The 24,301-nt window shown below is 64.0% G+C and carries 24 protein-coding genes; 8 read left to right on the top strand and 16 right to left on the bottom strand.

Annotated features, from left to right (window positions below; genetic code table 11):
* Positions 1 to 63 precede the first annotated feature (63 nt).
* Positions 64 to 840 carry a class I SAM-dependent methyltransferase gene (locus AC07OE_RS14165; protein ID WP_495071213.1) on the top strand — a complete coding sequence of 259 codons (777 nt, stop codon included), beginning with the start codon at positions 64 to 66 and terminating at the stop codon, positions 838 to 840.
* Complete coding sequence (locus AC07OE_RS14160; RefSeq protein WP_495071212.1) at positions 837 to 1,595, top strand: HD-GYP domain-containing protein; 759 nt, start codon at positions 837 to 839, stop codon at positions 1,593 to 1,595. Before AC07OE_RS14165 ends, AC07OE_RS14160 begins: the two co-directional genes overlap by 4 nt.
* Positions 1,596 to 1,604: 9 nt before the next feature.
* Here the strand turns inward: AC07OE_RS14160 and AC07OE_RS14155 are convergent, their stop codons facing one another.
* From AC07OE_RS14155 to AC07OE_RS14145, 3 genes are all read right to left on the bottom strand, one after another.
* A complete protein-coding gene (locus AC07OE_RS14155; RefSeq protein ID WP_495071211.1) occupies positions 1,605 to 2,411 on the bottom strand; it encodes a class I SAM-dependent methyltransferase in 807 nt (268 codons plus the stop codon).
* A 75-nt stretch (positions 2,412 to 2,486) separates the two neighbouring features.
* The gene (locus AC07OE_RS14150) at positions 2,487 to 3,947 is read right to left on the bottom strand and encodes a hypothetical protein (protein ID WP_495071210.1); all 1,461 of its coding nucleotides are present in this window, start codon (positions 3,945 to 3,947) and stop codon (positions 2,487 to 2,489) included.
* Positions 3,948 to 4,094: 147 nt separating this feature from the next.
* Positions 4,095 to 5,519 (bottom strand): FAD-binding oxidoreductase, encoded by a 1,425-nt coding sequence (locus AC07OE_RS14145; RefSeq protein WP_495071209.1) that lies wholly within the window; start codon positions 5,517 to 5,519, stop codon positions 4,095 to 4,097.
* A 401-nt stretch (positions 5,520 to 5,920) separates the two neighbouring features.
* Between AC07OE_RS14145 and AC07OE_RS14140 the strand changes: the two genes are divergently transcribed.
* On the top strand, positions 5,921 to 6,502 hold the full coding sequence (locus AC07OE_RS14140; protein WP_495071208.1) for a TMEM175 family protein: 582 nt from the start codon (positions 5,921 to 5,923) through the stop codon (positions 6,500 to 6,502).
* Between the two features lie 92 nt (positions 6,503 to 6,594).
* The gene (locus AC07OE_RS14135; RefSeq protein ID WP_495071207.1) at positions 6,595 to 7,170 is read left to right on the top strand and encodes a cob(I)yrinic acid a,c-diamide adenosyltransferase; all 576 of its coding nucleotides are present in this window, start codon (positions 6,595 to 6,597) and stop codon (positions 7,168 to 7,170) included.
* A 78-nt stretch (positions 7,171 to 7,248) separates the two neighbouring features.
* On the opposite strand, the gene AC07OE_RS14130 is transcribed toward AC07OE_RS14135, so the two are convergent.
* The 7 genes from AC07OE_RS14130 to AC07OE_RS14100 form a co-directional block, all read right to left on the bottom strand.
* Positions 7,249 to 8,370, bottom strand: a complete 1,122-nt coding sequence (locus AC07OE_RS14130) for a mannitol dehydrogenase family protein (RefSeq protein ID WP_495071206.1) — start codon at positions 8,368 to 8,370, stop codon at positions 7,249 to 7,251.
* A gap of 13 nt (positions 8,371 to 8,383) precedes the next feature.
* Positions 8,384 to 9,394, bottom strand: coding sequence for a zinc-binding alcohol dehydrogenase family protein (locus tag AC07OE_RS14125; RefSeq protein ID WP_495071205.1), 1,011 nt, complete (start codon positions 9,392 to 9,394; stop codon positions 8,384 to 8,386).
* 50 nt (positions 9,395 to 9,444) lie between these two features.
* Positions 9,445 to 10,452 (bottom strand): aldo/keto reductase, encoded by a 1,008-nt coding sequence (locus tag AC07OE_RS14120; protein ID WP_495071204.1) that lies wholly within the window; start codon positions 10,450 to 10,452, stop codon positions 9,445 to 9,447.
* A gap of 51 nt (positions 10,453 to 10,503) precedes the next feature.
* Positions 10,504 to 11,448: an ABC transporter substrate-binding protein gene (locus AC07OE_RS14115; RefSeq protein ID WP_495071203.1), complete on the bottom strand. Its 945-nt coding sequence runs from the start codon at positions 11,446 to 11,448 to the stop codon at positions 10,504 to 10,506.
* Positions 11,449 to 11,517: 69 nt separating this feature from the next.
* On the bottom strand, positions 11,518 to 12,501 hold the full coding sequence (locus AC07OE_RS14110) for an ABC transporter permease (protein WP_495071202.1): 984 nt from the start codon (positions 12,499 to 12,501) through the stop codon (positions 11,518 to 11,520).
* Positions 12,502 to 12,533: 32 nt separating this feature from the next.
* Entirely contained in the window at positions 12,534 to 14,096 is a 1,563-nt protein-coding gene (locus AC07OE_RS14105; RefSeq protein ID WP_495071201.1) for a sugar ABC transporter ATP-binding protein, read from the bottom strand.
* A gap of 194 nt (positions 14,097 to 14,290) precedes the next feature.
* A complete protein-coding gene (locus AC07OE_RS14100; RefSeq protein ID WP_495071200.1) occupies positions 14,291 to 15,001 on the bottom strand; it encodes a FadR/GntR family transcriptional regulator in 711 nt (236 codons plus the stop codon).
* 124 nt (positions 15,002 to 15,125) lie between these two features.
* Here AC07OE_RS14100 and AC07OE_RS14095 point away from each other — a divergent pair, with 124 nt between their 5' ends.
* Both AC07OE_RS14095 and AC07OE_RS14090 read left to right on the top strand, forming a co-directional pair.
* Positions 15,126 to 16,655 carry a UxaA family hydrolase gene (locus AC07OE_RS14095; protein WP_495071199.1) on the top strand — a complete coding sequence of 510 codons (1,530 nt, stop codon included), beginning with the start codon at positions 15,126 to 15,128 and terminating at the stop codon, positions 16,653 to 16,655.
* On the top strand, positions 16,652 to 17,620 hold the full coding sequence (locus AC07OE_RS14090) for a sugar kinase (RefSeq protein ID WP_495071198.1): 969 nt from the start codon (positions 16,652 to 16,654) through the stop codon (positions 17,618 to 17,620). The genes AC07OE_RS14095 and AC07OE_RS14090 overlap by 4 nt, the downstream gene beginning before the upstream one ends.
* Positions 17,621 to 17,727: 107 nt before the next feature.
* On the opposite strand, the gene AC07OE_RS14085 is transcribed toward AC07OE_RS14090, so the two are convergent.
* Positions 17,728 to 18,621: a hypothetical protein gene (locus AC07OE_RS14085; protein WP_495071197.1), complete on the bottom strand. Its 894-nt coding sequence runs from the start codon at positions 18,619 to 18,621 to the stop codon at positions 17,728 to 17,730.
* Between the two features lie 13 nt (positions 18,622 to 18,634).
* Positions 18,635 to 19,057 carry a hotdog fold thioesterase gene (locus AC07OE_RS14080; RefSeq protein WP_495071196.1) on the bottom strand — a complete coding sequence of 141 codons (423 nt, stop codon included), beginning with the start codon at positions 19,055 to 19,057 and terminating at the stop codon, positions 18,635 to 18,637.
* 192 nt (positions 19,058 to 19,249) lie between these two features.
* Between AC07OE_RS14080 and AC07OE_RS14075 the strand changes: the two genes are divergently transcribed.
* Together AC07OE_RS14075 and AC07OE_RS14070 are read left to right on the top strand one after the other, a co-directional pair.
* Positions 19,250 to 19,837, top strand: a complete 588-nt coding sequence (locus tag AC07OE_RS14075; protein ID WP_495071195.1) for an outer membrane protein — start codon at positions 19,250 to 19,252, stop codon at positions 19,835 to 19,837.
* A gap of 74 nt (positions 19,838 to 19,911) precedes the next feature.
* On the top strand, positions 19,912 to 20,160 hold the full coding sequence (locus AC07OE_RS14070) for a DUF3297 family protein (RefSeq protein ID WP_495071194.1): 249 nt from the start codon (positions 19,912 to 19,914) through the stop codon (positions 20,158 to 20,160).
* Positions 20,161 to 20,183: 23 nt separating this feature from the next.
* Here the strand turns inward: AC07OE_RS14070 and AC07OE_RS14065 are convergent, their stop codons facing one another.
* From AC07OE_RS14065 to AC07OE_RS14050, 4 genes are read right to left on the bottom strand one after another with little or no spacing between them, the layout of a single operon-like run.
* Positions 20,184 to 21,290, bottom strand: coding sequence for an ABC transporter substrate-binding protein (locus AC07OE_RS14065; RefSeq protein ID WP_495071193.1), 1,107 nt, complete (start codon positions 21,288 to 21,290; stop codon positions 20,184 to 20,186).
* Between the two features lie 14 nt (positions 21,291 to 21,304).
* Positions 21,305 to 22,633, bottom strand: coding sequence for a TRAP transporter large permease (locus AC07OE_RS14060; protein WP_495071192.1), 1,329 nt, complete (start codon positions 22,631 to 22,633; stop codon positions 21,305 to 21,307).
* Entirely contained in the window at positions 22,630 to 23,250 is a 621-nt protein-coding gene (locus AC07OE_RS14055) for a TRAP transporter small permease (protein ID WP_495071191.1), read from the bottom strand. The genes AC07OE_RS14060 and AC07OE_RS14055 overlap by 4 nt, the downstream gene beginning before the upstream one ends.
* Positions 23,251 to 23,277: 27 nt before the next feature.
* On the bottom strand, positions 23,278 to 24,297 hold the full coding sequence (locus AC07OE_RS14050) for a TRAP transporter substrate-binding protein (RefSeq protein WP_495071190.1): 1,020 nt from the start codon (positions 24,295 to 24,297) through the stop codon (positions 23,278 to 23,280).
* Positions 24,298 to 24,301 lie beyond the last annotated feature (4 nt).

Below are 24,301 nucleotides of genomic sequence, written 5' to 3'. Positions count from 1 at the left end.
AATCAGGAGCTGCTTGCGCATATTCCACGCGGGCTAGCGGCCAATTTCTCACATAAATCTGCCGTGCAACGCCTGAACCCCGCCCACTGGCCCTGGCCACTGCCGGCGGTGCTGGCCTGGGCGCTGTGCTGGACGCTGTTCCGCACCGTGTGGGAGCAGGGCTTGGCCTTGCTGGGGGCGCTGGCCCTGGCCAGTGCATTGGGCGTGCTGTTGAGCCTCTGGGGTGCCAGCTGGTGGCGCCGCCTGCTGATTGCCGCGGGCTTTCCCGTGTCGCTGGCGCTCACGTTGGGCCTGGTGGGCGGCAATGCCGTGCCGGCCTGGGCCTGGCTGGTGCCGCTGGCCTTGTTGCTGCTGGTCTACCCCGTGAACGCTTGGCGTGACGCACCGCTGTTTCCCACGCCGCTGGACGCGCTGGCCGAGTTGTCGACCCATGCACCGTTGCCGGCCGGTGCCCAAGTGCTCGATGCGGGCTGCGGCCTGGGCCATGGGCTGCAGGCGCTGCGCCAGGCCTACCCGCAGGCCACGCTGCACGGCCTGGAGTGGAGCTGGCCGCTGCGTGCCCTGTGCGCACTGCGCTGCCCCTGGGCACGTGTGCGCCAGGGCAACATCTGGAAGGCCGATTGGTCGGGGTATGACATGGTGTATTTGTTCCAGCGGCCCGAGAGCATGGCGCGTGCGGTGGACAAGGCGCGTGCCGAGTTGCGCCCTGGTGCCTGGCTGGTGAGCCTGGAATTTGAGGCCACGCAGGCCGCAACAAGCGCCAGCTGGCGCACGCCCGGTGGCAAAATGGTGTGGCTGTACCGGGCGCCCTTGTCTGCGCCCACTGGAGAAAGCACATGACGTCCGAAACCACCCCATCCCCTGTGGCCACGAACCTGGACCCCGCCGACGCCCTGCAGGCGACCCAGGTGGTGGTGTTTGCCCTGGCCACCCTGGCCGAGTTGCGCGATTCGGACACCGAGAGCCACATGCTGCGCGTGCAGCGCTATGTGCGCGCCCTGTGCGCCCAGCTGCAAACGCTGCCCGCACACGCGGACGTGCTGACTCCCACCTATGTGGAAATGCTGGTCACCAGCGTGCCGATCTACGACATGGGCACCGTGGGCATTCCCGACCGCATCCTGCTCAAGCCCGGGCGCCTCACGCCCGAAGAAATTGCGGTCATGCGCACCCACACCACACTGGGCCACGACGCGCTGGCGCGCGCCGAGAAGACACTGGGCCGCGTGTCACCGCTGCTCACCATCGCCAAAGAGATCACCCTGTGCCACCAGGAAAAATGGGATGGCTCGGGCTACCCCAAGGGCCTGTGGGGTGCGCAGATCCCGCTGTCGGCCCGCATCGTGGCGCTGGCAGACGTGTATGACGCGCTGATCAGCAACAAGGTGTACAAGGATGGTGTGCCGCACGACCAGGCGGTCAAGATCATCACCGAAGCCCGCGGCAGCCATTTCGATCCCGACATGGTGGACGCCTTTCTGGCCGTCCACGAAGACTTCCGCACCATTGCGCAGCGTCACGCGGACACCGAGGCCGACATGCAGCAGAAGATCGAGTACATGGCCAACGCGATCGCTGAAGTCGCGGTCCTGTAGGGCGCCGCGTCAGGGCTTGGTGAACTTGAGCGTCATGCGGTCGCTCTCGCCAATCGCGGCATAGGTCGCGCGGTCTACATCCTTGTTGGCGTAGGACGGTGGCAGGGCCCATACGCCGCCTGGGTGGTCTGCCGTGTCGCGCGGGTTGGCATTCACCTCGGACTCGGCCGCCAGCACAAAGCCCACACTCTCTGCAATGCGTCGCACATAGGCTGTGTGCACGTAGCCGGTGCTGCTGGACGCGTCTTGCACGCGGTTGGCGGGCAGGCGGTGTTCCACCACGCCAAACACACCGCCGGATTTGAGGCTGTCAAACGCGCTCTGAAACACCGCGCGCACCGTGGCGTCGCCCTGTTCGTTCCAGTTGTGCACGTTGCGGAAGGTCAGTACCAGGTCGACGCTGCCGCGCGGAGCGTATTGCAACTGCGTGGGCGGTGCGAACACGCCTACCTGCACCTTGTCGTAGAGCTGGGGCGCCGCGTCCAGCTTGGCGCGCAGCCGTGCGGCACTGTTGCGCGTGTATTCCACCGGGGACTGGGGATCGTCCGCCGCCAGGATCAGCCGCCCCTTGTCGCGCAGGTAGGGCGCCAGGATCTCGGTGTACCAACCACCGCCCGGGCTCAGCTCCACCACGGTCGCATCGGGCCGGATACCGAAGAAGGTCAGCGTTTCATAGGGATGTCGCCACCCGTCGCGTGCCACAAAGGCTGGTGTGCGGTGCGGCGCCGCGATGGCGGCCTGCAGCGCATCGTCCGCAAGGACGGCACCGGTGGTAGTGAACAGCAGGAGCGGCAGGAGCCAGGATGTGATGCGCATGCCCACAGTGTGCCGCCCCAGGCCCTGCCTGCCAACGAATTGTTTGGCATGAGCTTGTGAGCGGATGATCTGGTATCAGGGTGTTGCGGCGAGGACCGGGTAGGGAGCGATGGCGCTGTACTGGTTGTTGTGGAAGCTCAGCATGCTTTGTCCCATCGCACGAACCCATTCCCGCAGCGGGCCATCCACCACATTGCCGGGTCGCAAACCTGCGGCGGCCCGGCTGTACAGCGCCCACTGCACGCGCGTTTGTCCATTGCGTCCGGTGTCCAGAGACAACCAGATATGGGCGTTTGGCATATCCGCCTCGTAGGGCGTCAACGCGCTCAGGTTCTCCTTGAACCAAGGGTCGCTGCTGGTGGGGGCGTTGTGCACCATCTGTTTCAAACTGGCTGAGTAGAGACCACCCACTGCACAGATGGTTACGGCGGAATTCGCCGTAGTGCCCAGGTCTTCTGCAATCTGGAACTGGCTTTTGGCCGGCGCTTGGCAGCGCCCCATGGCGATGACCGGGTTGAACTGTGCGGGTTGCACGGTCATCACCAGGGCAGCCAACGGCGCAGTCAGGTCGGAGTTTCTGAGGGTCAGGGTGGACACGACCTGGCCATTCATCGGGTAATCGTGGCGCCCGGCCACGATCCAGCGTCCGGGCGGCAGGGGCAGCGATGCGCTGCTGGTAGGCAAGCCCATGGCATTGCTGACTTCACTACCTGGTTGCAGGGTGTCCAGCTCGGCACCACCCACTTCCCTGGCCTTGCCGCCTGTCGCTGCAATGGGCGCCGCAATCGCTGGCGCCGCTGCGGCCTTGGGGAACGCAGGTATCGGCGTGAGTGTGTTGTCCAGCATGTCCACGGCGGCCTGTGCAGTGGCCTTCAGCCACGTTTGCACGGCTTTTTCAAATGCGCCCCCAACGGGTGCATTGGGTTCCGATTGGGCATAGAACGCATACTCCAACATGCGTCCGCCGGAGCGGCTGGCACTCAATCCCAGCGTGGCCAGATGTTCGGGCGATTCGTCTGCGTACGGGGTGAGCGGTCCATAGCGTTCCTTGATGAAAGGGGTCGCATGGTTGGCCGCTGCCTTGAAGAGGCTGCGCATGCCCGCACCAGGCGTCAGTTGGCCCCATCCACAAGCCTCTCCACCATGGCTGCCGCTGGACGTGATGTTGAAGGCAAAGCGCTGTTTCTCCGTCATGCACGAGGTTTGCCAACGGATGTTCAGGGAGTCCGGTGAGAAGCCCATGACGATGGCGAAAATCCCATTGCCGGAATCCGTGCTCTTGAGTGTCAGAAGCACCTGGTTGGTGGAGTTGAATGAACCATCGCCGCCCGTAAGGCGGATGGTGTTGTCCGCACGGTGCACGACCAGCCAGTCGCCGGGTGGTAGCGGCACGGGTTTGATGAACGCGCCAATACGTATGCCCTTGCCGTCCAGTTTGGTCCCGGTTTTGATGTCGCTGTAGTCCACTTGCGCTTGGCTGGCGCCCGCAATCAAGAGTGCCGCCAGCCCGATGGCGGCGAAGATGCTGAGTCTCATCCCTGTTGTCTTTCTAAGGTGGCCTGCGCAGCGGGGGCTACGCGTCAGGCCGCGAAAGCATAACAGGGGACGCGCGGATGGCATATCCCCAATATTGGGGATGTAGGCCTCTAGCCCCCGTGGAATATGCGCCAACAGCTCCTGAATTTATAGCGCGAAGATTTTACCCGGGTTCAGGATGTTGTGCGGGTCCAGCGCGCGTTTGATGGTGCGCATCATGTCCACCGCGCCATTGCCGGTTTCCTCCACCAGAAAGCCCTGCTTGTGCAGACCCACGCCGTGTTCACCCGTGCAGGTGCCGCCCAGCTTGAGCGCGCGCGCCACCAGTTGGTGGTTCAGCTTCTCGGCCAGTTCCCTTTCGGCAGGCAGGTTGGGGTCGATCAGGTACCCCATGTGGAAGTTGCCGTCGCCCACGTGGCCGACCAGGAAGTAGGGAATGCCAGCCTCCTGCGCCTCGGTCACGCTGTCCAGCAGCGCGTCGGCCAGGTGGGAGATGGGCACGCAGGCATCGGTGGTGATGGCCTTGCAGCCGGGGCGCGACTGCACGCCGGCAAAGTAAGCGTTGTGCCGCGCGGTCCACAGGCGGGTGCGCTCCTCCGGCGTCTCGGCCCATTCAAAGGCCGCGCCGCCAAACTCGGCTGCAATGTCTTGCACGGTTTGCACCTGCTCCTTGACGCTGTCGGGCGAGCCGTGAAACTCCATCAGCAACATGGCACCTTCGCGCAGCGTGAGTTTGGAGTGCGCGTTGACCATGCGGATGGTGTTGGCGTCCAGCAGCTCGCAGCGCGCAATGGGTACGCCCAGCTGGATGATCTGGATGGTGGTGTTCACCGCATCGGCCAGGCTGTTGAACGAGCAGGTGGCCGCCATCACGGCCTCGGGCAGGGGGTAGAGCTTGACGGTGACTTCGGTGATCACGCCCAGCGTGCCCTCGCTGCCCACCAGCAGGCGCGTTAGGTCGTAGCCGGCCGACGACTTCTTGGCACGTGTGCCAGTGCGGATCACTTCGCCGCTAGCCGTCACCACCTCCAGCGCCAGCACGTTCTCGCGCATGGTGCCGTAGCGCACGGCGTTGGTGCCGCTGGCGCGCGTGGCGCTCATGCCGCCAATGGTGGCGTCCGCACCGGGGTCGATGGGGAAAAACAGGCCCGTGCTCTTCACCGCCTCGTTCAGCGCCTTGCGCGTCACCCCGGGCTGCACCGTCACCGTCAGGTCTTCGGCGTTGATGGACAGCACGGCGTCCATGCGGCTCACGTCCAGGCTGATGCCACCCTGCACGGCCAGCAGGTGACCTTCGAGCGAAGAGCCCACGCCAAAGGGAATCACCGGCACCAGGTACTGCGCGGCCAGCTTTACTGCGTCGCTCACATCCTGCGTGCTCTGCGCAAACACCACGGCCGCAGGCGGCGGAATGTCAAACGCCGACTCATCGCGCCCATGCTGCTCGCGCACCACCAAGGCGGTGGAGAACTGCGCGCCAAAGCGGGCCTGCAGTGCGTCCAGCAGGGTCTGGGGCACCTCGCGGGCGTGGACTTCAGGCAGCAGGTGGTGGGAAGCGGTGGGGGCGTTCATGGGCGGTCTCCTTGTTTTCTCCATTGTAGGAAGACGGTTGCGATTTGCTTGCTGAAAAGCTGACGGGTGTTTGACCGCAGATTTGTGGGCTTTCGCGACTTGTTCTTACAAGAAGGGGGACGCTACACTGCGGAAAACAACAACAAAATCAAACACTTCGCTGTAGCAAGGGAGGTGCAGACCGTGAACATCTGTTGATGTCATTCCGCACTTTTGCGATCTATATCAAGTTGGGCATCATGACATCCACAGTCATTTGTCTTTTCACTCGGTTCTGTGAAATCCGGCTTGGCGCGGAGCCACCGGCGCCGTATGGCAAACGTTCATGCCAGGGCATCGTGTGGCGAAACGCGTTCCCAAAGGCATCCGGTCTGCGCTAGCCAAACATGAGGTCTCATAGCATGCACAAAGGTCGACTCGAAGCATTCTCAGACGGGGTCATCGCGATCATCCTCACGATCATGGTGCTTGAACTCAAGGTACCCAAAGAGCCGACGCTGGCCGCTTTGAGTGAACTCTGGCCGGTATGGTTGGCCTACGCCTTGTCCTACTACAACGTCTTTGTTCTGTGGGCAGACCACCATGACACCCTCTCGCAGGTCACAGAGATCGATCGTGACCTCCTGTTTGTGAACGGGTTGTTCCTGTTCTGTGCATCACTGATCCCATTCGTCACCGCGTTTGCTGGTGAAAGTCATTGGGCATCCCCGCTGCCAGTCGTTCTCTACGGGCTGGTCATGTTGGCTGTATCGGTCACGGTGGGCCGCTTCAGAGCGAAAGTCGCAAGCCTCGTTGCAGATCTCCAGGTGTCCGCACCGCTGCGCGAGGCTGCAAAGCACAGCTACCGTCTTGCGGCCTTCTTTTTCTTCTGCTCAGCGGCGGCGTTGGCGCACCCGCGCCTGGGGCTGGTGTTCTTCGTGGCCATTCCCCTCGCCAGGCGCTTTGCCGCCGGTTTTCGGTCGCGCGCCAAGAAAGAGGTCTAACCCCTCCGTCGCGCTAACATGTCTCTGCGAGCCGGGTCGTGCGGATAATCGATCAGGCTGGCAAGTTGGCCAGAATCGACAACAATGCGTGTATGGCCAACCGACTCACACAAATCGCCACCCGCACTGGGGACAACGGCACCACGGGGCTGGGTGACAACACCCGGGTTTCCAAAGACAGCTTGCGCGTGCACGCTATGGGCGATGTGGACGAGCTCAATAGCCACATCGGCCTCTTGCTCTGTGAGCCCATGCCCGAAGGCGTGCGCACGCTGCTGGTGGAGATCCAGCACCAGCTCTTTAACCTGGGTGGTGAGCTGTCCATCCCTGGCTACGAGCTGCTCAAGCCCGAGGCCGTGCTGGCGCTAGATGACGCATTGGCCAAGCACAACGCCAACCTGCCGCGCCTGCAGGAGTTCATCCTGCCGGCGGGCACGCGCGGCGCGAGCCAGGCCCATGTGTGCCGCACCGTGGCGCGCCGGGCCGAGCGCGCGGTGGTGGCGCTGGAAGCGCAGGAGACGCTGAAAGACACGCCACGCCAGTACCTGAACCGCCTGTCGGACCTGATGTTTGTGCTGGCCCGCGTGCTCAACCGCTACCGCACCGATGGCACGGTGGGGGACGATGTGTATTGGAAGAGCGAGCGCATGCAGCGAGCAGGTGAATGAGGCAGTGGTGCGCAGGCATTTGCTACTGAATTCATAGCTGTTTGCGCAGATGCCACGGGGGCTAGAGCCCTAAAGTATTCACACACCTGCGCCCAGCGCATTGCGCAGCTGGGTTTGCGCCACGGGCAGCCGCAGCTCGGTCGCCCGCTGCACCACCGGTGCCAGGCGGCGCAGCTTTTTCTCGGCGTGGTTCTTGGCGATGTCGGCCAGGCGGTGTTCGAGGAAGGGGTTGAGCAGGCGGTCGCGCAGTTCTTCCAGGTAGCTCCGGGCTTCAGGGCCGGTGCCTTCCGCGTCAAACACTGGCAACACCTCGTCGGCCCACACGGCCTCCAGCGGCGTGCGCAGGGCGGGCGTGTGCATGGCCTGCACCACCGTCATGTCGGCCGCACCGGCCAGCTGTTGCCAGCGTTCGGCCAAAAGGGTGTGGCCCAGGTTCAGCAGCCACAGCTTGCGCTGCTCGAAGGCGGGCAGGTCGTCGGTGACCACGATGGCCGGGTGGGTGCAGGGCAGCACCATGCGGTCTTGCCGCTCGATGGCCCACAGCGCATAGGGCTCGGCCACCGCACCGGCGGGCTCCAGCGGGGACGACACGATGCGGTCCACCAGCGAGTTGACCCAGACGCAGTGCGTTTGCAGGTAGTGGACGAATGCGGGCTCGGCACCCCAGTCCTGTGCCAGGGTACTCACGATGGTGCGCAGCGTGTCGCCGTTGCGGCTTACCAGTTCGCAGGGGTAGAGCGTTAGCGGTGCCGCAGGCTGCTGTTGCCAGCGGTGGCGCAGCAGCACCAGCAGCTTGGCCGGGTAGCTGCGGGGTGTGGTGTCGGGGGCGTGCAGCAGGGCGGCTGTGTCGGCGGGGTCCAGCGCATAGCCGGTGTCCGCCGTGTTGGAGACGATGACCTGCACCGGGCCGGCCACGGCGTTGCGCAGCAGGGCCCAGTCGCGGTCCGCATGCCAGACCACCTGCACAGCGTTCACGGCAATGTCTTCCTCCACGCGCTGGCCAGCCTGCATGCCGCGCACTTCCACGCGGTAGCCGTGAGCTAGCGCGGCGGCGCGCGCCGTGCTTTGCGGGCTACCGGTGCTCTGAACGACGGCAATGCCGCCCAGCGCCTGCCCCTGGGCCAGGGCTTGCGAGACGAACAGGTCCACATGCGCCTGCAAGAAGCGCCCGGTACCGAACTGGAGGATGGGGTGGCTCACCGATGGGGTTTCCTCAACATTCGACCAGGGCTTTGACCACCCCCTGTGTGGGGTCCAGCAGGGTGGCGAACCGGGCAGGCACGTCGGCCAGTGGCATGCGGTGGGTATTGAGCGCCGCGGTGGGAATCTTGCCGCTGCGCATGGCCTCCAGCACTGTCTCGAAATCTTCCATGGTGGCGTTGCGGCTGCCCAGAAGGGTGGCCTCGCGTTTGTGGAACTCGGGGTCTGAGAATGTGATGCTGTCGCGCACCACCGACACCATGACGTACTTGCCGCCGTGGGCGATGAACTGGAAGCCGCGCTCCATGGCGCGGGCGTTGCCGGTGGCGTCAAACACCACGTCGTAGAAGTCGCCGTTGGTCAGGGTCCGCAGCTCCTCCAGGTCGTTCTCACCGATGAGCACCCCGGCATGTGCACCCAGGTGTTGCTGGCAAAACTTCACGCGCTCTGCCCGCGTGTCCAGCGCCGTGACCTGACCGCCGCGCAGGCCCGCAAACAGCAGGGCCGCCATACCGATGGGGCCGGTGCCCACAACCAGCACCCGCTGGCCGGGCTGAACATCTGCGCGGCGTACGGCATGGGCGCCAATGGCCAAAAACTCCACCATGGCCGCCTCGTCCAGCGAGACGCCTTCGGCCTTGCGCACAAACTGCGCGGGCACGCTGAGGTACTCCGTGAAGGCGCCGTCCCGGTGGACGCCCAGCACCTGGATATTGACGCAGCAATTGGTTTTTCCTTGGCGGCAGGCAACGCAATGTCCGCAAGACAGGTAGGGCATCACGAATACCGGGTCACCCGGCTGCAGGGGGCTGCCGGCAGGGGCTTCTTCCACGGTGCCCGCAATTTCGTGGCCCATGACGCGCGGATAGGCCAGGTACGGCTGGTTGCCCGTGAAGATATGCAGGTCGGTTCCACACACGCCCACGCGGCGAATGCGCAGCAGCACATCCCCCTCGTTGCGGGTGGGGGCGGCCCCTTCAATGGCGCGCAGCACGCCGGGCGTTTCACAAATGACGGTCAGCATAAAAATCCTCGGATGGGGCGGAGTGGGTGTCTATAGGCATGTCGCTGTGCTCAGGCTGGCACCGGCGCTTCCGCATGCAACAGGCCCCGGTCACGCAGGGTCTGCCACAGTGTGGCGGGAATCGGTGTTTCCAGCCAGGTCACGTTTTGCTGGAGCTGCGCGGCCGTGCGGGTGCCGGTCACGCAGCTCACCACGGCGGGGTGGGCCAGCGGGAACTGCAGTGCCGCCGCCTGCAGGGGCACACCGAATTCGCTGCACACCTGGGTGAGGGCGTGCACGCGCGCCACCACGTCTGGCGGAGCCTCGGCGTAGTTGAATTTGGTGTTGCCGGCCAGGATGCCGGAATTGAACGGACCGGCGGCTACGATGGCGTTGCCACGGCGCAGGCATTCCTCCAGGCAGGGGCGCAGGCTCTCCTGCTCCAGCAGGGTGTAGCGTCCGGCCAGCATGGTGCAGTCCAGGTCGAACTCCTGCATGCTGTTCATGACCACCTGCCATTCGTTCACGCCCAGGCCCACGGCCTTGGTGACGCCGGCGCTGCGCAGTTCGTCCAGCGCGCGGAAGCCGCCGCCCGTGGTCAGCTGTTGCCAGTAGGTGGCGTGCTGGTCGCCATGCGTGTCACGGCCAATGTCGTGCACGTAGAGGATGTCAATGTGCGCCAGCCCCAGGCGCTGCTGGCTGTCCTCGAAGGAGCGCATCACACCGCTGTAGCTGTAGTCGTAGTGCGGGCGGAAGGGATATGGGTTGGCCCAGCCGCCATCTCCCGGCGCCACACTGGCATCGGGACGCAGCAGTCGGCCCACTTTGGTGCTGACCACGAACTCATCGCGCGCGCATTCGGCCAGTTGGGCACCCAGGCGGTGTTCCGACCGGGTGTAGCCGTAGTAGGGCGCCGTGTCAAAGTAGCGCACGCCGGCGGCCCAGGCGCTGGCAAAGACATCCTCCACCTCGCGGGCGCTGGTGGCCCGGTACAGGCCGCCCATCTGTGAGCAGCCCAGGCCCAGGGCGGTAAGCCGCAGGTCTACGCGGGGAAGGGTTTTGGAATCCGTGGTGTGCATATGCCCATCCCCCGGCATCCAGTGCCGGAGGTGTCCTTGGGTTGGTAGAGGTTAGTAGAGAACGTTCTTGGCGGCGGGGCTGTCGATGTTCTTTTTGTTGACCATCAGCACGCCAGTGTCGCGGAAGGCGGGCACTTTCTTGCCGGCCACGATTTCCGCCACGGTCTTCACGCCCAGGTTGCCCATCTCGAATGCGCTTTGCACGGCAATGGCTTCGATGGTGCCGTCCTTCACAAAGCCTTGCAGGTCGGAGTTGCCGTCGAAACCAATGGCGACCACTTTGCCGGCCTTGCCGGCTTGGGCCAAGGCGCGACCCATGCCGATGGCGGTCGGCTCGTTGGCGCCGAAGATGCCTTTGAGGTCAGGGTTGGCGGCCAGCACGTCGGTGGTCTGGTTCAGGGCCGTGCCCATCTGCGAGTTGGAATAGAAGGGACCAACGATCTGCAGCTTGGAGTGCTTCTTGATGTAGTCGGTGAAGCCGCCCACGCGGCCGATTTCGGAGCCCGAACCGGCGGTGTAGGACATGATGGCAATCTTGCCGGTGGTGCCGATCTTGTCGATCAAGGTCTTGGCCGACATTTCGCCAGCGGCCTTGTTGTCGGTGGCCAGGAAGGACTGGTAGTAGGCCTTGCCGGAGTCGGACGCTGCGGAGTCAATCAGCACGACGGGGATCTTGGCTTCCCAAGCCTTTTTCATGGCGGGGATCAGCGCATCGGGGTCCGACGGAGCCAGCACGATGCCGGCGACCTTGCGGTTCACGGCGTTCTCGACCAGGGACACTTGCCCGGCCAGGTCAGTATCAGAGGCTGCGCCCTGGAAGGTGGCGGTGTAGCCCTTGAGTCCGGCCACGGCGGCGTCGGAGCCCTTCTTCACGTTTTGCCAGAAGTCCGAGTTGGCGGTCTTCACAATGACGGCGATTTCTTTGTCGGCGGCCATGGCCATCGACGTCGCAGCCACCAGGGCGGATGCGATCAGGGTGTGGACAAATTTTTTCATTTCTTTCCTCATGGGTGGGTGGTTATGGAGGTTGTCTCTCGAAGTCCCGGTAAGCCCTGCCGGTAGGGATCACTTGCGATGGCGCATCTGGTCGATCCATACGGCCAGCAGGATGACGACGCCAATCAGAATCTGTTGGGTGAAGGCGGACACGCCGCTCATGTTCAAACCGTTGCGCAGGATGCCGATCACGAATGCGCCGATGACGGTGCCCGACACCGTGCCCACGCCGCCCGTGAGCGAGGTGCCACCGATCACCGCAGCGGCAATGGCATCGAGTTCGTACATCAGGCCTTCACTGGGCTGGGCGGTCACCAGGCGGGACATCAACACGCAGCCGGTCAGCCCGGCCAGCAGGCCGGACAGTACATAGGCAAACAGCGTCACGCCCTTGACGTTCACGCCCGAGAGCCGGGCGGCTTCGAGGTTGGAGCCGATGGCATACAGATGGCGCCCCAGCGTGGCGCGGTTGAGCAGGATGGAGGCGGCCAGCGCCAGCACCACCATGAGCACCACGGGGTAGGGAATGCCGACAAACACCACATCGGGGAAGCCGTCTGCACCGATGTTGACGATGCGCCACAACGCCCCGTTGCCCAGTTCTGCAAAGCTGTCGCCCAGCCCGCCAATGGCGCGCGCATCGGTCAGTTGCAAGGCCACGCCGCGCGCCACCAGCATCATCCCCAGGGTGGCGATGAAGGGCGGCAGCTTGAGCACAGTCACACACAGGCCGTTGATGAGCCCGCACAGGCCGCCCACCAGCAGGCCTGCAAACATGCCCACGGGCACGGGCGCCCCAGCCTTGACCAGCATGGCGGCCACCACACCGGCGAGTGCCAGGATGGCACCCACCGAGAGGTCGATGCCACCAGTGATGATGACGCAGGTCGCCGCGATGCCCAGGTAGGCAATGGAGGTGACCTGGAGTGCCACGGTCATGCCGTTGCCCACGCTGAAGAAGGCGTTGCTGGTGAACGAGAAGATGGCGACAAGCCCCAGCAGGCTGGCCAGTGCCGCAAATTTTTGAAACAGGTCTTTTTGTTGTTCGGTCATGGTGTGGTTCGTGGGAAGAGGGCTTGGTGGGCTCAGCTGGCAGAGGGCACGCTGCGGCCGGAGGCGTAGTGCATGACTTCTTCCTGGGTGGTCTCGCGGGTGGAGCGGATGGTGACCAGGCGGCCTTCATCGAAGACCGCAACGCGGTCGGTCATGCCCATGATTTCAGGCAGCTCGGAGCTGATCATCACAACGCCAATGCCCTGGCCGGCGAGTTGGTCCAGCAGCTGGTAGATCGCATACTTGGCGCCCACGTCAATGCCGCGCGTGGGTTCGTCGAAGAACAGGATGCGTGATTCCCGGAACAGCCATTTGCTGATGACCAGCTTCTGCTGGTTGCCACCCGAGAGCAGGCGCACGATCTGGCTGCTGCTGGGAGTGCGGATGTCGAGTGCGCCGATGTAGTGGCGTGCGGCATCCTGCTCCTTGGCAAACTGGATCATGCCGGCACGGTTGGACACGGCTTCCATATGGGCCAGCGTGATGTTCTGTGCCACCGTCATCTTCAATGCCAGTCCGTCGTGCTTGCGGTCCTCCGACAGGTAGGCCAGGCCGTGGCGCACGGCATCGCGCGGGGAGCGGATGTGCAGGCGTTCCTCGCCCAGAAACACCTCGCCGGCGTCGATGGGGTCGGCGCCAAAAATGGCCCGCGCTACCTCGGTGCGGCCCGCGCCCATGAGCCCTGCGAAGCCCAGAATCTCGCCACGGCGCAGTTCAAAGTTCACGTCGTGGAACACGCCTTGGCGCGTCAGGCCCTGCACGCGCATGAGCACGTCCGGGGTGGGCGCGGAGGTGCGCTTGGGAAACACATCGTCCAGCGAACGCCCCACCATCTTGGCCACGATCTGCTCCACGCTGGTGTCGGCCAGGCGCTCGGTGCTCACGTAGCGTCCGTCGCGCAAGACCGTCACGCGGTCCACGATGAGGGCCAGTTCGTCCAGCCGGTGGGAGATGTAGACAATGCCCACGCCGGCACGCTTGAGCTCGTGGATGATGGCAAACAGCTTCTCGGTTTCCGATTCGGTCAGCGACGAGGTGGGCTCGTCCATGATGAGAACCTGGGCGTTGAGGGACAGCGCCTTGGCAATCTCCACCATCTGCTGCTGCGCCACCGACAGCGTTTTGACCAGCGCACCGGGGGCAATGTCCGGCCCCAACCGGTCCAGGCATTGCTGGGCCTGGCGGCGCAGGGCGGTGCGGTCAATGAGCCAGCCCTTGCGCGGCTCGCGTGCCAGGAAGATGTTTTCTGCCACCGTCAGGTGGGGCACCAGGTTCAGCTCCTGGTGGATGATGGCAATGCCCACGGCCTCGGACTCGGCGGTGGACTGGAACTGGCAGACCTCGCCGCGGTAGTGCAGGGCACCGGCATCGGGCTGGTACTGGCCGCTGATCACCTTCATCAGGGTGGACTTGCCAGCGCCGTTTTCGCCGCACACTGCGTGCACCTCACCACGTCGCACCTCAAAACTCACACCGTCCAGCGCCAGCACCCCAGGGAACCGCTTGGTAATACCTTCCAGGCGCAGCAGCACGCCAGCCGCCTCAGCAGGGCTGGGTGCGCTGGGACGGCTGGGGGTGGACGTGGATGACAGCAATGCGAACTCCTCTTGGGTAGTCCGTGGCCTGTAAATTGGTAAGGCCACTTGACAGAATGCGGCGTATTTGGCCTTACCAGAAGAGGTGTGAGTATTGGTGTTTACCCTTGGTTTTGGGCAAAAATTGGCGCCAAAAGACGTAAAAAAAGCCCATGCAATGGCACAGGCCTGACCAATGAGGTGGGGTGGTTAGGTCAGGACCATTCGCGTCGGTTGTTTTCCACCCAGCGCTGCTCCGAGGCCTGCAGGTGCATGCGCAGGGCAGTCTGTGCAGCCAGCACGTCGCGGTTCTCGAGGGCGCGCAAGATGGCCTCGTGCTCCTGCAGCGCGGTGGCCCAGGTCTGGCTGGACTCGGAATGGGCGCTGAGCCGGGTGGCAATGGGGCTGTGGCGCTCGTCAAACAGCTCGCCAACCAGCCGCTCCAACACAGCATTGCCAGTCATGGCGGCAATGGTTTGGTGAAACTGGCGGTCAAAGGCCAGCGGGGACCGGTTCTGCGCCATGGCCGCCAGCATGTTGTCCAGGATCTGGCGTAGCGCCAGCAACGCCTCGGGCGTGGCTCTGGCACAGGCCTGCAGGATGACGGTGCCTTCGATGGCGGCGCGGGCCTGCATCAGTTCGATTGGGCTTTCACCCATGGTGGCCAGGGCTTGGGGCTTGCGTTGGGTCTGGTTGCACACGTACACCCCGGCGCCCATGCGCACTTCCACGCTGCCTTCTATTTCCAGCGCAATCAGGGCTTCGCGCACCGACGGGCGTGACACGCCCAGCTGTTGGGCCAGGTCCCGCTCAGGGGGCAGGCGCATGCCGGCGGTGTAGTTGCCCTTGTCAATGAAGGCGCGAATCTGGTCGGCGATTTGTTGGTACAGCCGACGGTTGTCGACCTGTTTGAGTTGGTCCAGCATGGGTCCTCCGCGTGGAAGCAGTTTACGCGACCGCCAGGCCTGTTCCGGCCAGATGGGATTAAAAGGTCAGGCCAATTCGAGGTTTGATACACTGGCCTTACCAATTTTGCCATCTGAGGCTTCTATGTCTACCTCCATCCCCTTGCTGATCCGGCTCAGTGACATCGACAACGTGGGCGTGGCCCGCAGCCCGCTGGAATCCGGCCAGCGCGTGGAGTATGGGGGCGGTGCCGTGCTGGTGCGCGACAAAATCCCGGCGGGCCACAAACTGGCCCTGCAGCCCCTTGCCAGTGGCGCCCGGGTGCTGAAATACGGTCAGACCATTGGCTTGGCCACACGCGACATCGCGGAGGGCGAGCATGTGCATGTGCACAACGTGGCCATGGTGGCTTCCACCGCCGAGCACGGCGCGGGCAGCGCCTACCAGCCTGTGGTGCCCAGCAGCACGGCCGCCACGTTTCAGGGCATCGTGCGCGCCGACGGGCGTGTGGCCACGCGAAACTACCTGGGCATCGTCTCCAGCGTCAACTGCTCGGCCACGGTGTGCCAGCGCATCGCCCAGCATTTCACGCCCGAGCTGTTGCGCGCCTTCCCGAATGTGGATGGCGTGGTCGCCATCACCCACGGCCAGGGCTGCGGCATGGCCGGCAGCGGCGAGAGCATGGACGTGCTGCGCCGCACGCTGCGCGGTTACGCGGACCAGCCCAACTTTGCCGGCGTGCTGGTCATGGGGCTGGGCTGCGAGGTGAACCAGGTGGCGGGCCTGGTGCAGGGCCTGCCCGAGCGGGCGCCCGGCCTGTTTGCCACGCTGAAGATTCAGGACGCGGGCGGCACGCGCGAGGCGATCGCCGCTGGCATTGCCGCGCTGGAGCAGATGCTGCCCATCGCCAACCGCGCCACGCGTGAGCCGGTGAGTGCCCGGCACCTGACCGTGGGCCTGCAGTGCGGCGGCTCGGACGGTTATTCGGGCATCAGCGCCAACCCCGTGCTGGGCGCGGCGGTGGACTTGCTGGTGCGCACGGGTGGTACCGCCATTCTCTCGGAAACGCCGGAGATCTATGGCGCCGAACACCTGCTGACGGCGCGCGCGGCCTCGCAGGCCGTGGCCGACCAGCTCATGGCGCGGCTACAGTGGTGGGAGGGCTACACCCGCACCCACAATGCCGACATGAACAACAACCCCTCGCCCGGCAACAAGGCCGGCGGCATCACCACCATTCTCGAAAAATCACTGGGCGCCGTGGCCAAGGCCGGTAGCACCGGGCTCATGGCCGTGTACGAATACGCCCAGCCCGTGCGCGCGCAGGGCCTGGTGTTCATGGACACGCCGGGCTACGACCCGGTGTCCGCCACCGGCCAGGTGGCGGGCGGCGCCAACCTCATCTGCTTCACCACCGGGCGTGGCTCCACCTACGGGTGCAAGCCCACGCCCTCGCTCAAGCTGGCCACGCATACCGCGCTGTTTGAACGCATGCGGCTGGACATGGACTTTGACGCCGGCACCGTGGTCGAAGGCACGCAGACCATTGCGCAGGCCGGGCAACAGCTGTTCGAACTGATGCTGGCCACGGCCTCCGGCCAGCCCACTTGCAGCGAGAGCAATGGCCTAGGTGACAACGAGTTTGTGCCCTGGCAGCTCGGGGCCGTGATGTGAGCGCGCCGCATGTCGTGACCGTGGGCGAGGCCATGGCCTTGCTGGTGGCGCAAACGCCGGGGCCGCTGGCGGCGGTGGAGCATTTCAGCCGCACCAGTGCGGGCGCCGAACTCAATGTGGCCACGGGACTGGCCCGACTGGGCTGGCGCGTGGGCTACATCAGCCGCGTGGGGCAAGACCCCTTGGGCGACTACCTGCTGGCTGCGCTGGACCGCGAAGGCATAGACCGCCGCCACGTGAAGGTGGACGCCCAGCACCCCACGGGCCTCATGCTCAAGTCCTGCGAGCCCGAGGGGCAAGACCCGCAGATCGCCTACTTCCGCAAGGGCTCCGCCGCCAGCCATTTGGGGCCGAACGACGCGCCGACTGAGGGGCTGCAGGGCGTGCGCTGGTTGCACCTCACGGGCATCAGCGTAGCGTTGTCCGACAGCGTGCGCGCGCTGGTACAGACTTTGGTGCAGCAGGCACGGGCTGCGGGTGCGGCCGTATCGTTTGACCCGAATCTGCGCCCCAGACTATGGGCCTCGCCCAGCGCCATGGTGAGCGGGCTCAACACCTGGGCGGCGCAGGCCGACCTGGTGATGCCGGGACTTTCCGAAGGCCAGTTGTTGACCGGTCAGAACACCGCGCAAGGCATCGCCAGCTGGTACCTAGACCAGGGGGCCAAACAGGTCGTCATCAAGCTCGGGCCGCAGGGCGCCTACGTGGCCAGCGCCGCAGGGCGTGCCACGGTGCCAGGTTTTCTGGTGCCGCGTGTGGTGGACACCGTGGGAGCGGGCGACGGCTTTGCCGTAGGCGTGCTCAGCGCGCTGCTGGATGGCCAGAGTCTGGAGGACGCCGCGTTGCGTGGCAATGCGATTGGCGCACGCGTGGTGCAGTTTGTGGGGGACAGCGAGGGGCTGCCGGACAAAGAGCAGCTGGCGCAGGCCCTGCAAGCACCACGGCGCAGCCCCGACGGCGCTTAGCGACTACGTTCGCGGGCCCGCCCTGGGCTGGCCAGAGACTTGGTGTTCCGCAGGGTTGACGCAATTTGCTACTGATTTAGTAGCTACCTGCTCAATGCAGACGGGGGCTAGGGCCTGATGGGCTTGTTGATTACCGGCCAGCTGCTGGTGCGCGGGTTGTAAAAGCCGCATTCTTCGTAGGCTTTGCGCACCGCACCGCTGGCAACAAGTTGGGTCAGCGCGGGGAACACCTTGTCTGCCAGGGCCTGGCCGGCCGGGGTGTTGGCCGTCGCCAGGTGGCGCGCGCCCAGCAAGGCCAGGGCGCGGTTGCGTAGTGGCACCAGGTTCAGGCCCTCGAACTCCAGTGTCAGGTGTGGCGTGGCGGGAAACGGTGCCAGCAGCACATCGGCCCGGCCCCGGTCTACCGCCAGTACCATTTGCCGCCAGGTTTTCACATCCATGAGGTTGTGCACCCCGAGCGTCTGCAGCGTGTTCCAGTCGGCGCTCCAATCGCTGTTGGACACAAACCGCAAAGCCCGCAGTGCCGTCAGGCTGTGCGCCGAAAGTGCCGCCTGGTTGCCCATGGCCGTAAACAATTCCACCACAAAGTCGCCATCCGCAATCAGTGCGGGGGAGGGCAGAACCTGGCTGCCCAGGGCTTGGAGGTCGGCATTCCACACGGTGGTGCCCAATACGGTGACACGTCCTGCGCGCAGCTCCACCAGTGCACGCTGGTAGCTGTCAATGCGCTCCAGCTCCACGGCGCTGTGGGGCAGGGCACGGCGGATTTCACGCAGCAGCAAGGCCAGCTCCGCCACATCACGCCGGGCATACCGACCGCCGAAATAGCGCAGGCCCCGCACATCGCGGCCCCGCAAAAACAGACCGTAGTCGGAGGCCACGTCGTTGGGCACGGCCACCTTTACGGCGTCTGAGTCCTGTGCGTGGCTGACGCCACCCAAGGCGCTGGCCGCAGCCAACAGCCAGTGGCGGCGCTGCAAAAGCAGGGGCAGTGGGTCCATGCCGATGCGTCGCCTAGCGCGGCGCCAAAATCGCCATGGTGATGCGCGAGACACAGTTCAACTCGCCCGCCTCGTTGCGCATGTCAATCTGCCAGACGTGCGTGGTGCGGCCCAGGTGGACCGGGCGCGCCACGCCGGTGACCCAGCCGCTCTTCACGCCCTTCAGGTGGTTGGCGTTGATGTCTAGCCCCACGGCGCTGTGGCCCTCGGGCGCGGCAAAGTTGGCGCCGCAGGAGCCCAGTGTTTCTGCCAGCACCACAGACACACCACCGTGCAGCAGGCCAAACGGTTGGTGGGTGCGCGGGTCCACGGGCACGCGCCCCACCAGAAAGTCGTGGCCCACTTCCAGGAACTCAATGCCCAGGTGCGATACCGCTGTGTTCTCGCTCATGCGGGTCAGGATCTCGACGGAAGCGGGTTTTTGCCAAATGCGCATGAAATTCATCGTTCGGTGGTTGGGATGCTGTTCACTATAAACATCTGCACGGCGTAGCGCTGTCATCCGGGCGGCAAGGCGGATACAACTGGTTGCAAGCATGGGGCGGGCGTTTACGGACTTTTGCCAAATCATCAACCGGGCTTTACACCCGGCCGCCACCATGAAGGCTCCTTCACTTGGAACCTTCACATGAAAAAACTTTTCCTGACCACCTTCGTACTGGGCTCGCTGGCGGCCTCCTCGGCCTTTGCAGCCGGCCCTACGGCCGATTTGTCGGGCTTTAGCGTCAGCACCACGGCCGAGTTCAACAAGGGCTCGGCCGCGGCCACCGACGGAACCTCTGACACCGGGCAGAGCAGCTCCCTGGGCCTGCAGGCGCGTTACGACTGGGCACTGGCACCCAACTTCGCAGTGGGGCTGGGCGCGTCCTACAGCTCGGGCAATCACCAGGCTGGAACCTACGCCAGCGGCGCCGCAGCATCCATCAACAACCGCTACTCGCTCGACATCATTCCCACGGTGGCGCTGGCCAATAACTTCCAGCTCTACGGCAAGCTCTCATCGATTTACGGCGCCGCTGCATCGAACGACGGCAGCAGCACCGCGAACGTGCAGGGCGTGGGCTATGGCCTGGGTGTGCGCCAGATGCTGGACAAGAACATGTACTGGCAAGCGGGCTATGACCTCAACCAGTTCAACGATGTGAGCTTCTCCACGGGTACGACCAGCAGCTTGAAGGAAAACGTGCTGTCCGTGGGCATTGGCTACAAGTTCTGACCCAGGACTGCGCCTACCCGGCACCCGGGGAGTGGAAATTGGTATAGATTCGCGGTTTCCCGAAAAAGCTTGCTATGACCGATACCTCTCCCCGCCCCGATTTGCCCGACCACCTGTCCATTGACCCGCGCAGCCCGCACCACGTGGCGGCGGTGTTTGAGCATGACATCGGCATCCGCTTCAATGACAAGGAGCGCATGGATGTGGAGGAATATTGCATCAGCGAGGGCTGGGTCAAGGTGCCCGCGGGCAAGACGGTGGACCGCAAGGGCCGGCCGCTGCTGATCAAGCTCAAAGGCCGGGTCGAGGCGTTCTACCGCTAGGTCACCCGCACCGCCCGCCGCATTCAGCGACGGAACTTGCCTGACGCTGAGATGATGGACAGGTCAGCAAAGTCCAGCCCGGTGTGGTCGGTGGGGCTGAAGTTCAGCGTCAGGCCGCCCAGGTCGAACTTGCCCATGGTCTCCAGCGCCGCCTGCAGCTTCTCGCGGGTGGGTTTGGGGCTGGCACGGCGCAGCGCCTCCACCAGCACCTTGGCGGAGGCATAGCCCTCCAGCATGGCAGGGCTCATTTCCAGAATGTCGTGGGCTTTGGCCAGTTGCGCGGCCTCTTGCACCAGCGCGTAGTTCAGCGACTGGGGGAGCACCTGGCTCACGATCACGCCGCGCGCGTTGTCCCCCAGCAACTTGACGAAGCCGCTGGAGGCGTTGTTGGACAGCGTCACAAACTGCGCACCGCTGCCCGCCTCTTTCAGGGCCTTGATGCCATCCACCACGGCGGTGCCGGAGCCAATCACCATGATGGCCTGCGGCGCCAGCTTGGCCATGGCGGGTGCGATCTGAGTGAAATCGGGCTTGCTGCGGTCGAATTTGGCCACGCTGGCGGCCGTGAGTTTGGCCGCCGCCAAGCCTTTTTGCGCACCCTCCAGCCCGTCGGCGCCAAAGCTGTCATCCACATGCACCACGGCAATGCGCGTCACGCCCACAGCCGCCAGGTGGGCGATGGCCCGCTCGGCTTCGCGCTGGTAGGTGGCGCGCACGTTGAACACATGCTTCTTGACCGGCGTGTGCAGCACCATGGCACCGGTAGAGGGTGCCAGCAGTGGCACACCATACTCGTCGAGGATGGGGATGATGCCTTCGGTGTGCGGCGTGCCTCGGGTCATGAACAGCGCCAGTACCTGGCGCTGTTCAATCAGCTCGCGCGCATTGACCGCGGTCAGCTTGGGGTCGAACTTGTCATCCAGCGTGATGAGCTCGATTTTCTCGCCCCCCACGCCGCCTTTGGCGTTGACCGCATCCAGGTAAAGCTGGGCGCCAGTGTTGGACTCTTTCACCGTGGCGGCCACCGCACCGGTGACCCCTACGGTCTGGCCAATGCGGATTTGTGAGCAAGCGGCCCAGCTACTGGCTGCCAGGCACAGTCCGAGCAATGCGGGGCGCAGCAAAGTCATGGTGTGGCCAGACGTCAGGTCACCATGCCCAGCAGGCGTGGCATCCACAAGGTCAAGCCGGGCCAGAAGGTCACCACCAGCAGGAAGCCGATCATGGTCAGCAGCCACGGCCACACAGCGACTGTCAGCTCGGTGATACCCATCTTGGTGATCCCGGACGAGACATAAAGGTTCAGTCCCACCGGCGGGTGGCACAGTCCCACTTCCATGTTGACCGCCATCAGGATGCCGAAATGCACCGGGTGCACCCCCATCTTGACCGCCACCGGAAACAGAATGGGCGCCATGATCAGCACGATGGCTGCAGGGTCCATGAAGTTGCCGGCGGCCAGCAGGATGAAATTGACCAGCAGCAGGAAGGCAACCAGGCCAAAGCCCTGACTGCTCATCCAGGTTGCCATGGTTTGCGGGATCTGCTCGGAGGTCATCAGGAAGGAGAACAGCACCGCATTGGTCACGATGTAGAGCAGCATGGAGCTCATGGCCGCTGCGCCGAGCAGCGACTTGGGGACGTCACGTAGCTTGAGATCCTTGTAGACGAACACCGCAATCACAAAGGCATACACGGCCGCCATGGCAGCAGCCTCGGTGGGCGTGAACTTGCCGCTGTAGATGCCGCCGATGACCACTACGATGAGCAGCAGGCCCCACATGCTTTCACGGAATGCCTTGTAGCGCTCGCCCCAGGTAGCCTTGGGCATGCGGGGGTAGTCGAACTTCTTGGCACGCCACCAGGTGGTCAGGCCCAACAAGAAGGAAAGGCACAGCCCCGGCACGATACCGGCGATGAAGAGTTGCCCCACCGAAGCCGAACCCACAGGTTCCCCATTGGGACCCACGCCGTTCATGCCCGCGGTTGCAATGGAGTACATCACCAGGTTAATGGACGGCGGGAACAGGATGCCCAAGGCTCCCGAGGTGGTAATGACCCCTGCACCGAACTGCTTGGGGTAACCCTGCTTCACCATGGCGGGCAGCATGATGGAACCTACGGCCACCACCGTTGCCACGGAAGAACCCGAAATGGCTGCAAATAGCGCACAGGCCAGCACACCTGCCAAGCCCATGCCACCATACCAGTGGCCAATCATGCTGGTGCAGAAGTTAATCATTCGTTTGGCCACCCCCCCATGTGTGAGGAAGTTGCCCGCAAGAATGAAGAATGGGATCGCCATGATCTCGAACTTCTCGATGCCGGTGAACAGCTTCAGAGCCACGGATTCCACGGGCACGTCGGTCAGCGTGAACAGAAAGGTCAGAACCGTGAGGCCCAGGGAGATGGAGATGGGCATGCCGGTGAGCATCAGCAGCACCAGCAGGGTAAAGATGATGAGCGTGTTCATTGCGCGGCACCTCCGGCCATGGCGGGTGTGGTTTCTTCATCGTCAACACCAGCCACATGGTGGCTGGCGTGGGGCACTTCACCGGTCTTGACGAAGACCCAGGCCACCTGAAGGAAGCGGAAGCACATCAGATAGGAGCCCAATGGGACGCAGGCGTAGGCGATCCAGGTGGGAATTTCCAGATCCGGGGAGGTGGGTCCTTCAAACAGGTTGGCGAGATCCCAGCCCATGAAGTGGTAGAAGGCGTAGTGAAAGCCATTGCCCCAGACAAAGCGGGCGCCCAGGGAGCCCACGGTGCCGGTAAAAACGGCGCCTGCAAGCAGGCTGAAGATCACCAGGTATTTGGCCGTCTCTGGCTTCAGTTTGCGGACCAGTACGTCCACACCCACGTGGGTGCCGTTGCGCACGCCGTAGGCGGCGCCAAACTTGGCCATCCACACGAACATGTAGATGCACAGTTCCTGTGCCCAGCTCACGTCCATGCGTATGGCGTAGTCCTGCAGAACGGGAATGCCTGACAAAAAGCGGTGCAGCACAGCCATGAAGATGACCAGCGTGGCTGCACCGATGAGGAAGGTAATGAGCCATTCCTCCAGGTGGTTAAGTATGCGATTCATCACGAAAAACTCCAGCCAGTCTTCGCGTTACTTCGGGGCCACAAAGCCGGTGGCCTTGTAGGCCGCTTCAATGGTGGCCTTGCCTACGCGGGACTCCATCTCTTTGTGCACGGGCATGACGGCCTTCTTCCATTCAACCGTTTCTGCGGGGCTGAGTGTGTAGATGGTCGTCTTGCCGCTAGCCTTGATCTTTTCCAGGGCTTGCGCGTTCTCCGTTGCGGCAATGGCGTTAGCGTAGGTGGTGGCATCCTTTATCGCGCCGGTCAGCGTCGTGCGGATGTCAGCGGGCAATCCTTCCCAGAATTGCTTGTTCACGATCACGGCATAGGCCAGATGGCCGTGGTTGGAGATGGTGGTGTGTTTTTGCACTTCATAGGTCTTCTGGGTGTAGAAGTTGGAGAACACACCCTCGGTGCCGTCCACCACGCCAGACTGCAGTGCCTGGTACAGCTCGCTGAAGGCCATCACCTGCGGAATGGCGCCGAGTGCGCGCATTTGTGCGTCCAATACCTTGGACGACTGGATGCGCATCTTCATGCCCTTGAAGTCGGCAACGTTGTGCAGCGGCTTGTTGGCGCTCATCTGGTGAAAGCCGTTGTCCCAGTAGGCCAGGCCAGTGATGCCCTTGGGCTCCAGCTTCTTGAAGAGTTCGGCGCCCAGCGGGCCTTCAGTGATGCCGCGGAAGGCAGCGTCATCCTTGAACAGGAAGGGCAGGTCAAACACCTCAAATTCCTTGATGCCCAAGGGGCCGAACTTGGCCAATGAGGGGGCCAGCATCTGCACGGAACCGAGCTGCAGGGCTTCCAGCTCTTCCTTGTCCTTGTAGAGCTGGCTGTTGGGGTAGATCTCAACCTTCACCCGGCCATTGGTGCGCTGCTCGGCCAGTTCCTTGAAGCGTTGTGCGCCCTTGCCCTTGGGGGTGTCGGGGGCCACCACGTGGCTGAACTTGATGATGATGGGTGCCTGGGCCAGAGCTGAGACACCGGTCACTGCGGCGGCGGCAAAAATGGCGGCCTGAACCAGGGTGCGGCGTGCAACGAATTTCATGGTG

The organism is Rhodoferax sp. GW821-FHT09E07, assembly GCF_059416145.1.
Note: the sequence above shows the minus strand (reverse complement) of the source record. Positions and strands in the feature narration are given on the sequence as shown.

What these genes read in the sequence shown, in the direction of transcription:
- AC07OE_RS14160 (WP_495071212.1), top strand. Translation starts at nt 837, where the DNA reads ATGACGTCCGAAACCACCCCATCCCCTGTGGCCACGAACCTGGACCCC.
- AC07OE_RS14155 (WP_495071211.1), bottom strand. Translation starts at nt 2,411, where the DNA reads ATGCGCATCACATCCTGGCTCCTGCCGCTCCTGCTGTTCACTACCACC.
- AC07OE_RS14150 (WP_495071210.1), bottom strand. Translation starts at nt 3,947, where the DNA reads ATGAGACTCAGCATCTTCGCCGCCATCGGGCTGGCGGCACTCTTGATT.
- AC07OE_RS14145 (WP_495071209.1), bottom strand. Translation starts at nt 5,519, where the DNA reads ATGAACGCCCCCACCGCTTCCCACCACCTGCTGCCTGAAGTCCACGCC.
- AC07OE_RS14140 (WP_495071208.1), top strand. Translation starts at nt 5,921, where the DNA reads ATGCACAAAGGTCGACTCGAAGCATTCTCAGACGGGGTCATCGCGATC.
- AC07OE_RS14135 (WP_495071207.1), top strand. Translation starts at nt 6,595, where the DNA reads ATGGCCAACCGACTCACACAAATCGCCACCCGCACTGGGGACAACGGC.
- AC07OE_RS14125 (WP_495071205.1), bottom strand. Translation starts at nt 9,394, where the DNA reads ATGCTGACCGTCATTTGTGAAACGCCCGGCGTGCTGCGCGCCATTGAA.
- AC07OE_RS14120 (WP_495071204.1), bottom strand. Translation starts at nt 10,452, where the DNA reads ATGCACACCACGGATTCCAAAACCCTTCCCCGCGTAGACCTGCGGCTT.
- AC07OE_RS14115 (WP_495071203.1), bottom strand. Translation starts at nt 11,448, where the DNA reads ATGAAAAAATTTGTCCACACCCTGATCGCATCCGCCCTGGTGGCTGCG.
- AC07OE_RS14110 (WP_495071202.1), bottom strand. Translation starts at nt 12,501, where the DNA reads ATGACCGAACAACAAAAAGACCTGTTTCAAAAATTTGCGGCACTGGCC.
- AC07OE_RS14100 (WP_495071200.1), bottom strand. Translation starts at nt 15,001, where the DNA reads ATGCTGGACCAACTCAAACAGGTCGACAACCGTCGGCTGTACCAACAA.
- AC07OE_RS14095 (WP_495071199.1), top strand. Translation starts at nt 15,126, where the DNA reads ATGTCTACCTCCATCCCCTTGCTGATCCGGCTCAGTGACATCGACAAC.
- AC07OE_RS14085 (WP_495071197.1), bottom strand. Translation starts at nt 18,621, where the DNA reads ATGGACCCACTGCCCCTGCTTTTGCAGCGCCGCCACTGGCTGTTGGCT.
- AC07OE_RS14080 (WP_495071196.1), bottom strand. Translation starts at nt 19,057, where the DNA reads ATGCGCATTTGGCAAAAACCCGCTTCCGTCGAGATCCTGACCCGCATG.
- AC07OE_RS14075 (WP_495071195.1), top strand. Translation starts at nt 19,250, where the DNA reads ATGAAAAAACTTTTCCTGACCACCTTCGTACTGGGCTCGCTGGCGGCC.
- AC07OE_RS14070 (WP_495071194.1), top strand. Translation starts at nt 19,912, where the DNA reads ATGACCGATACCTCTCCCCGCCCCGATTTGCCCGACCACCTGTCCATT.
- AC07OE_RS14065 (WP_495071193.1), bottom strand. Translation starts at nt 21,290, where the DNA reads ATGACTTTGCTGCGCCCCGCATTGCTCGGACTGTGCCTGGCAGCCAGT.
- AC07OE_RS14060 (WP_495071192.1), bottom strand. Translation starts at nt 22,633, where the DNA reads ATGAACACGCTCATCATCTTTACCCTGCTGGTGCTGCTGATGCTCACC.
- AC07OE_RS14055 (WP_495071191.1), bottom strand. Translation starts at nt 23,250, where the DNA reads ATGAATCGCATACTTAACCACCTGGAGGAATGGCTCATTACCTTCCTC.
- AC07OE_RS14050 (WP_495071190.1), bottom strand. Translation starts at nt 24,297, where the DNA reads ATGAAATTCGTTGCACGCCGCACCCTGGTTCAGGCCGCCATTTTTGCC.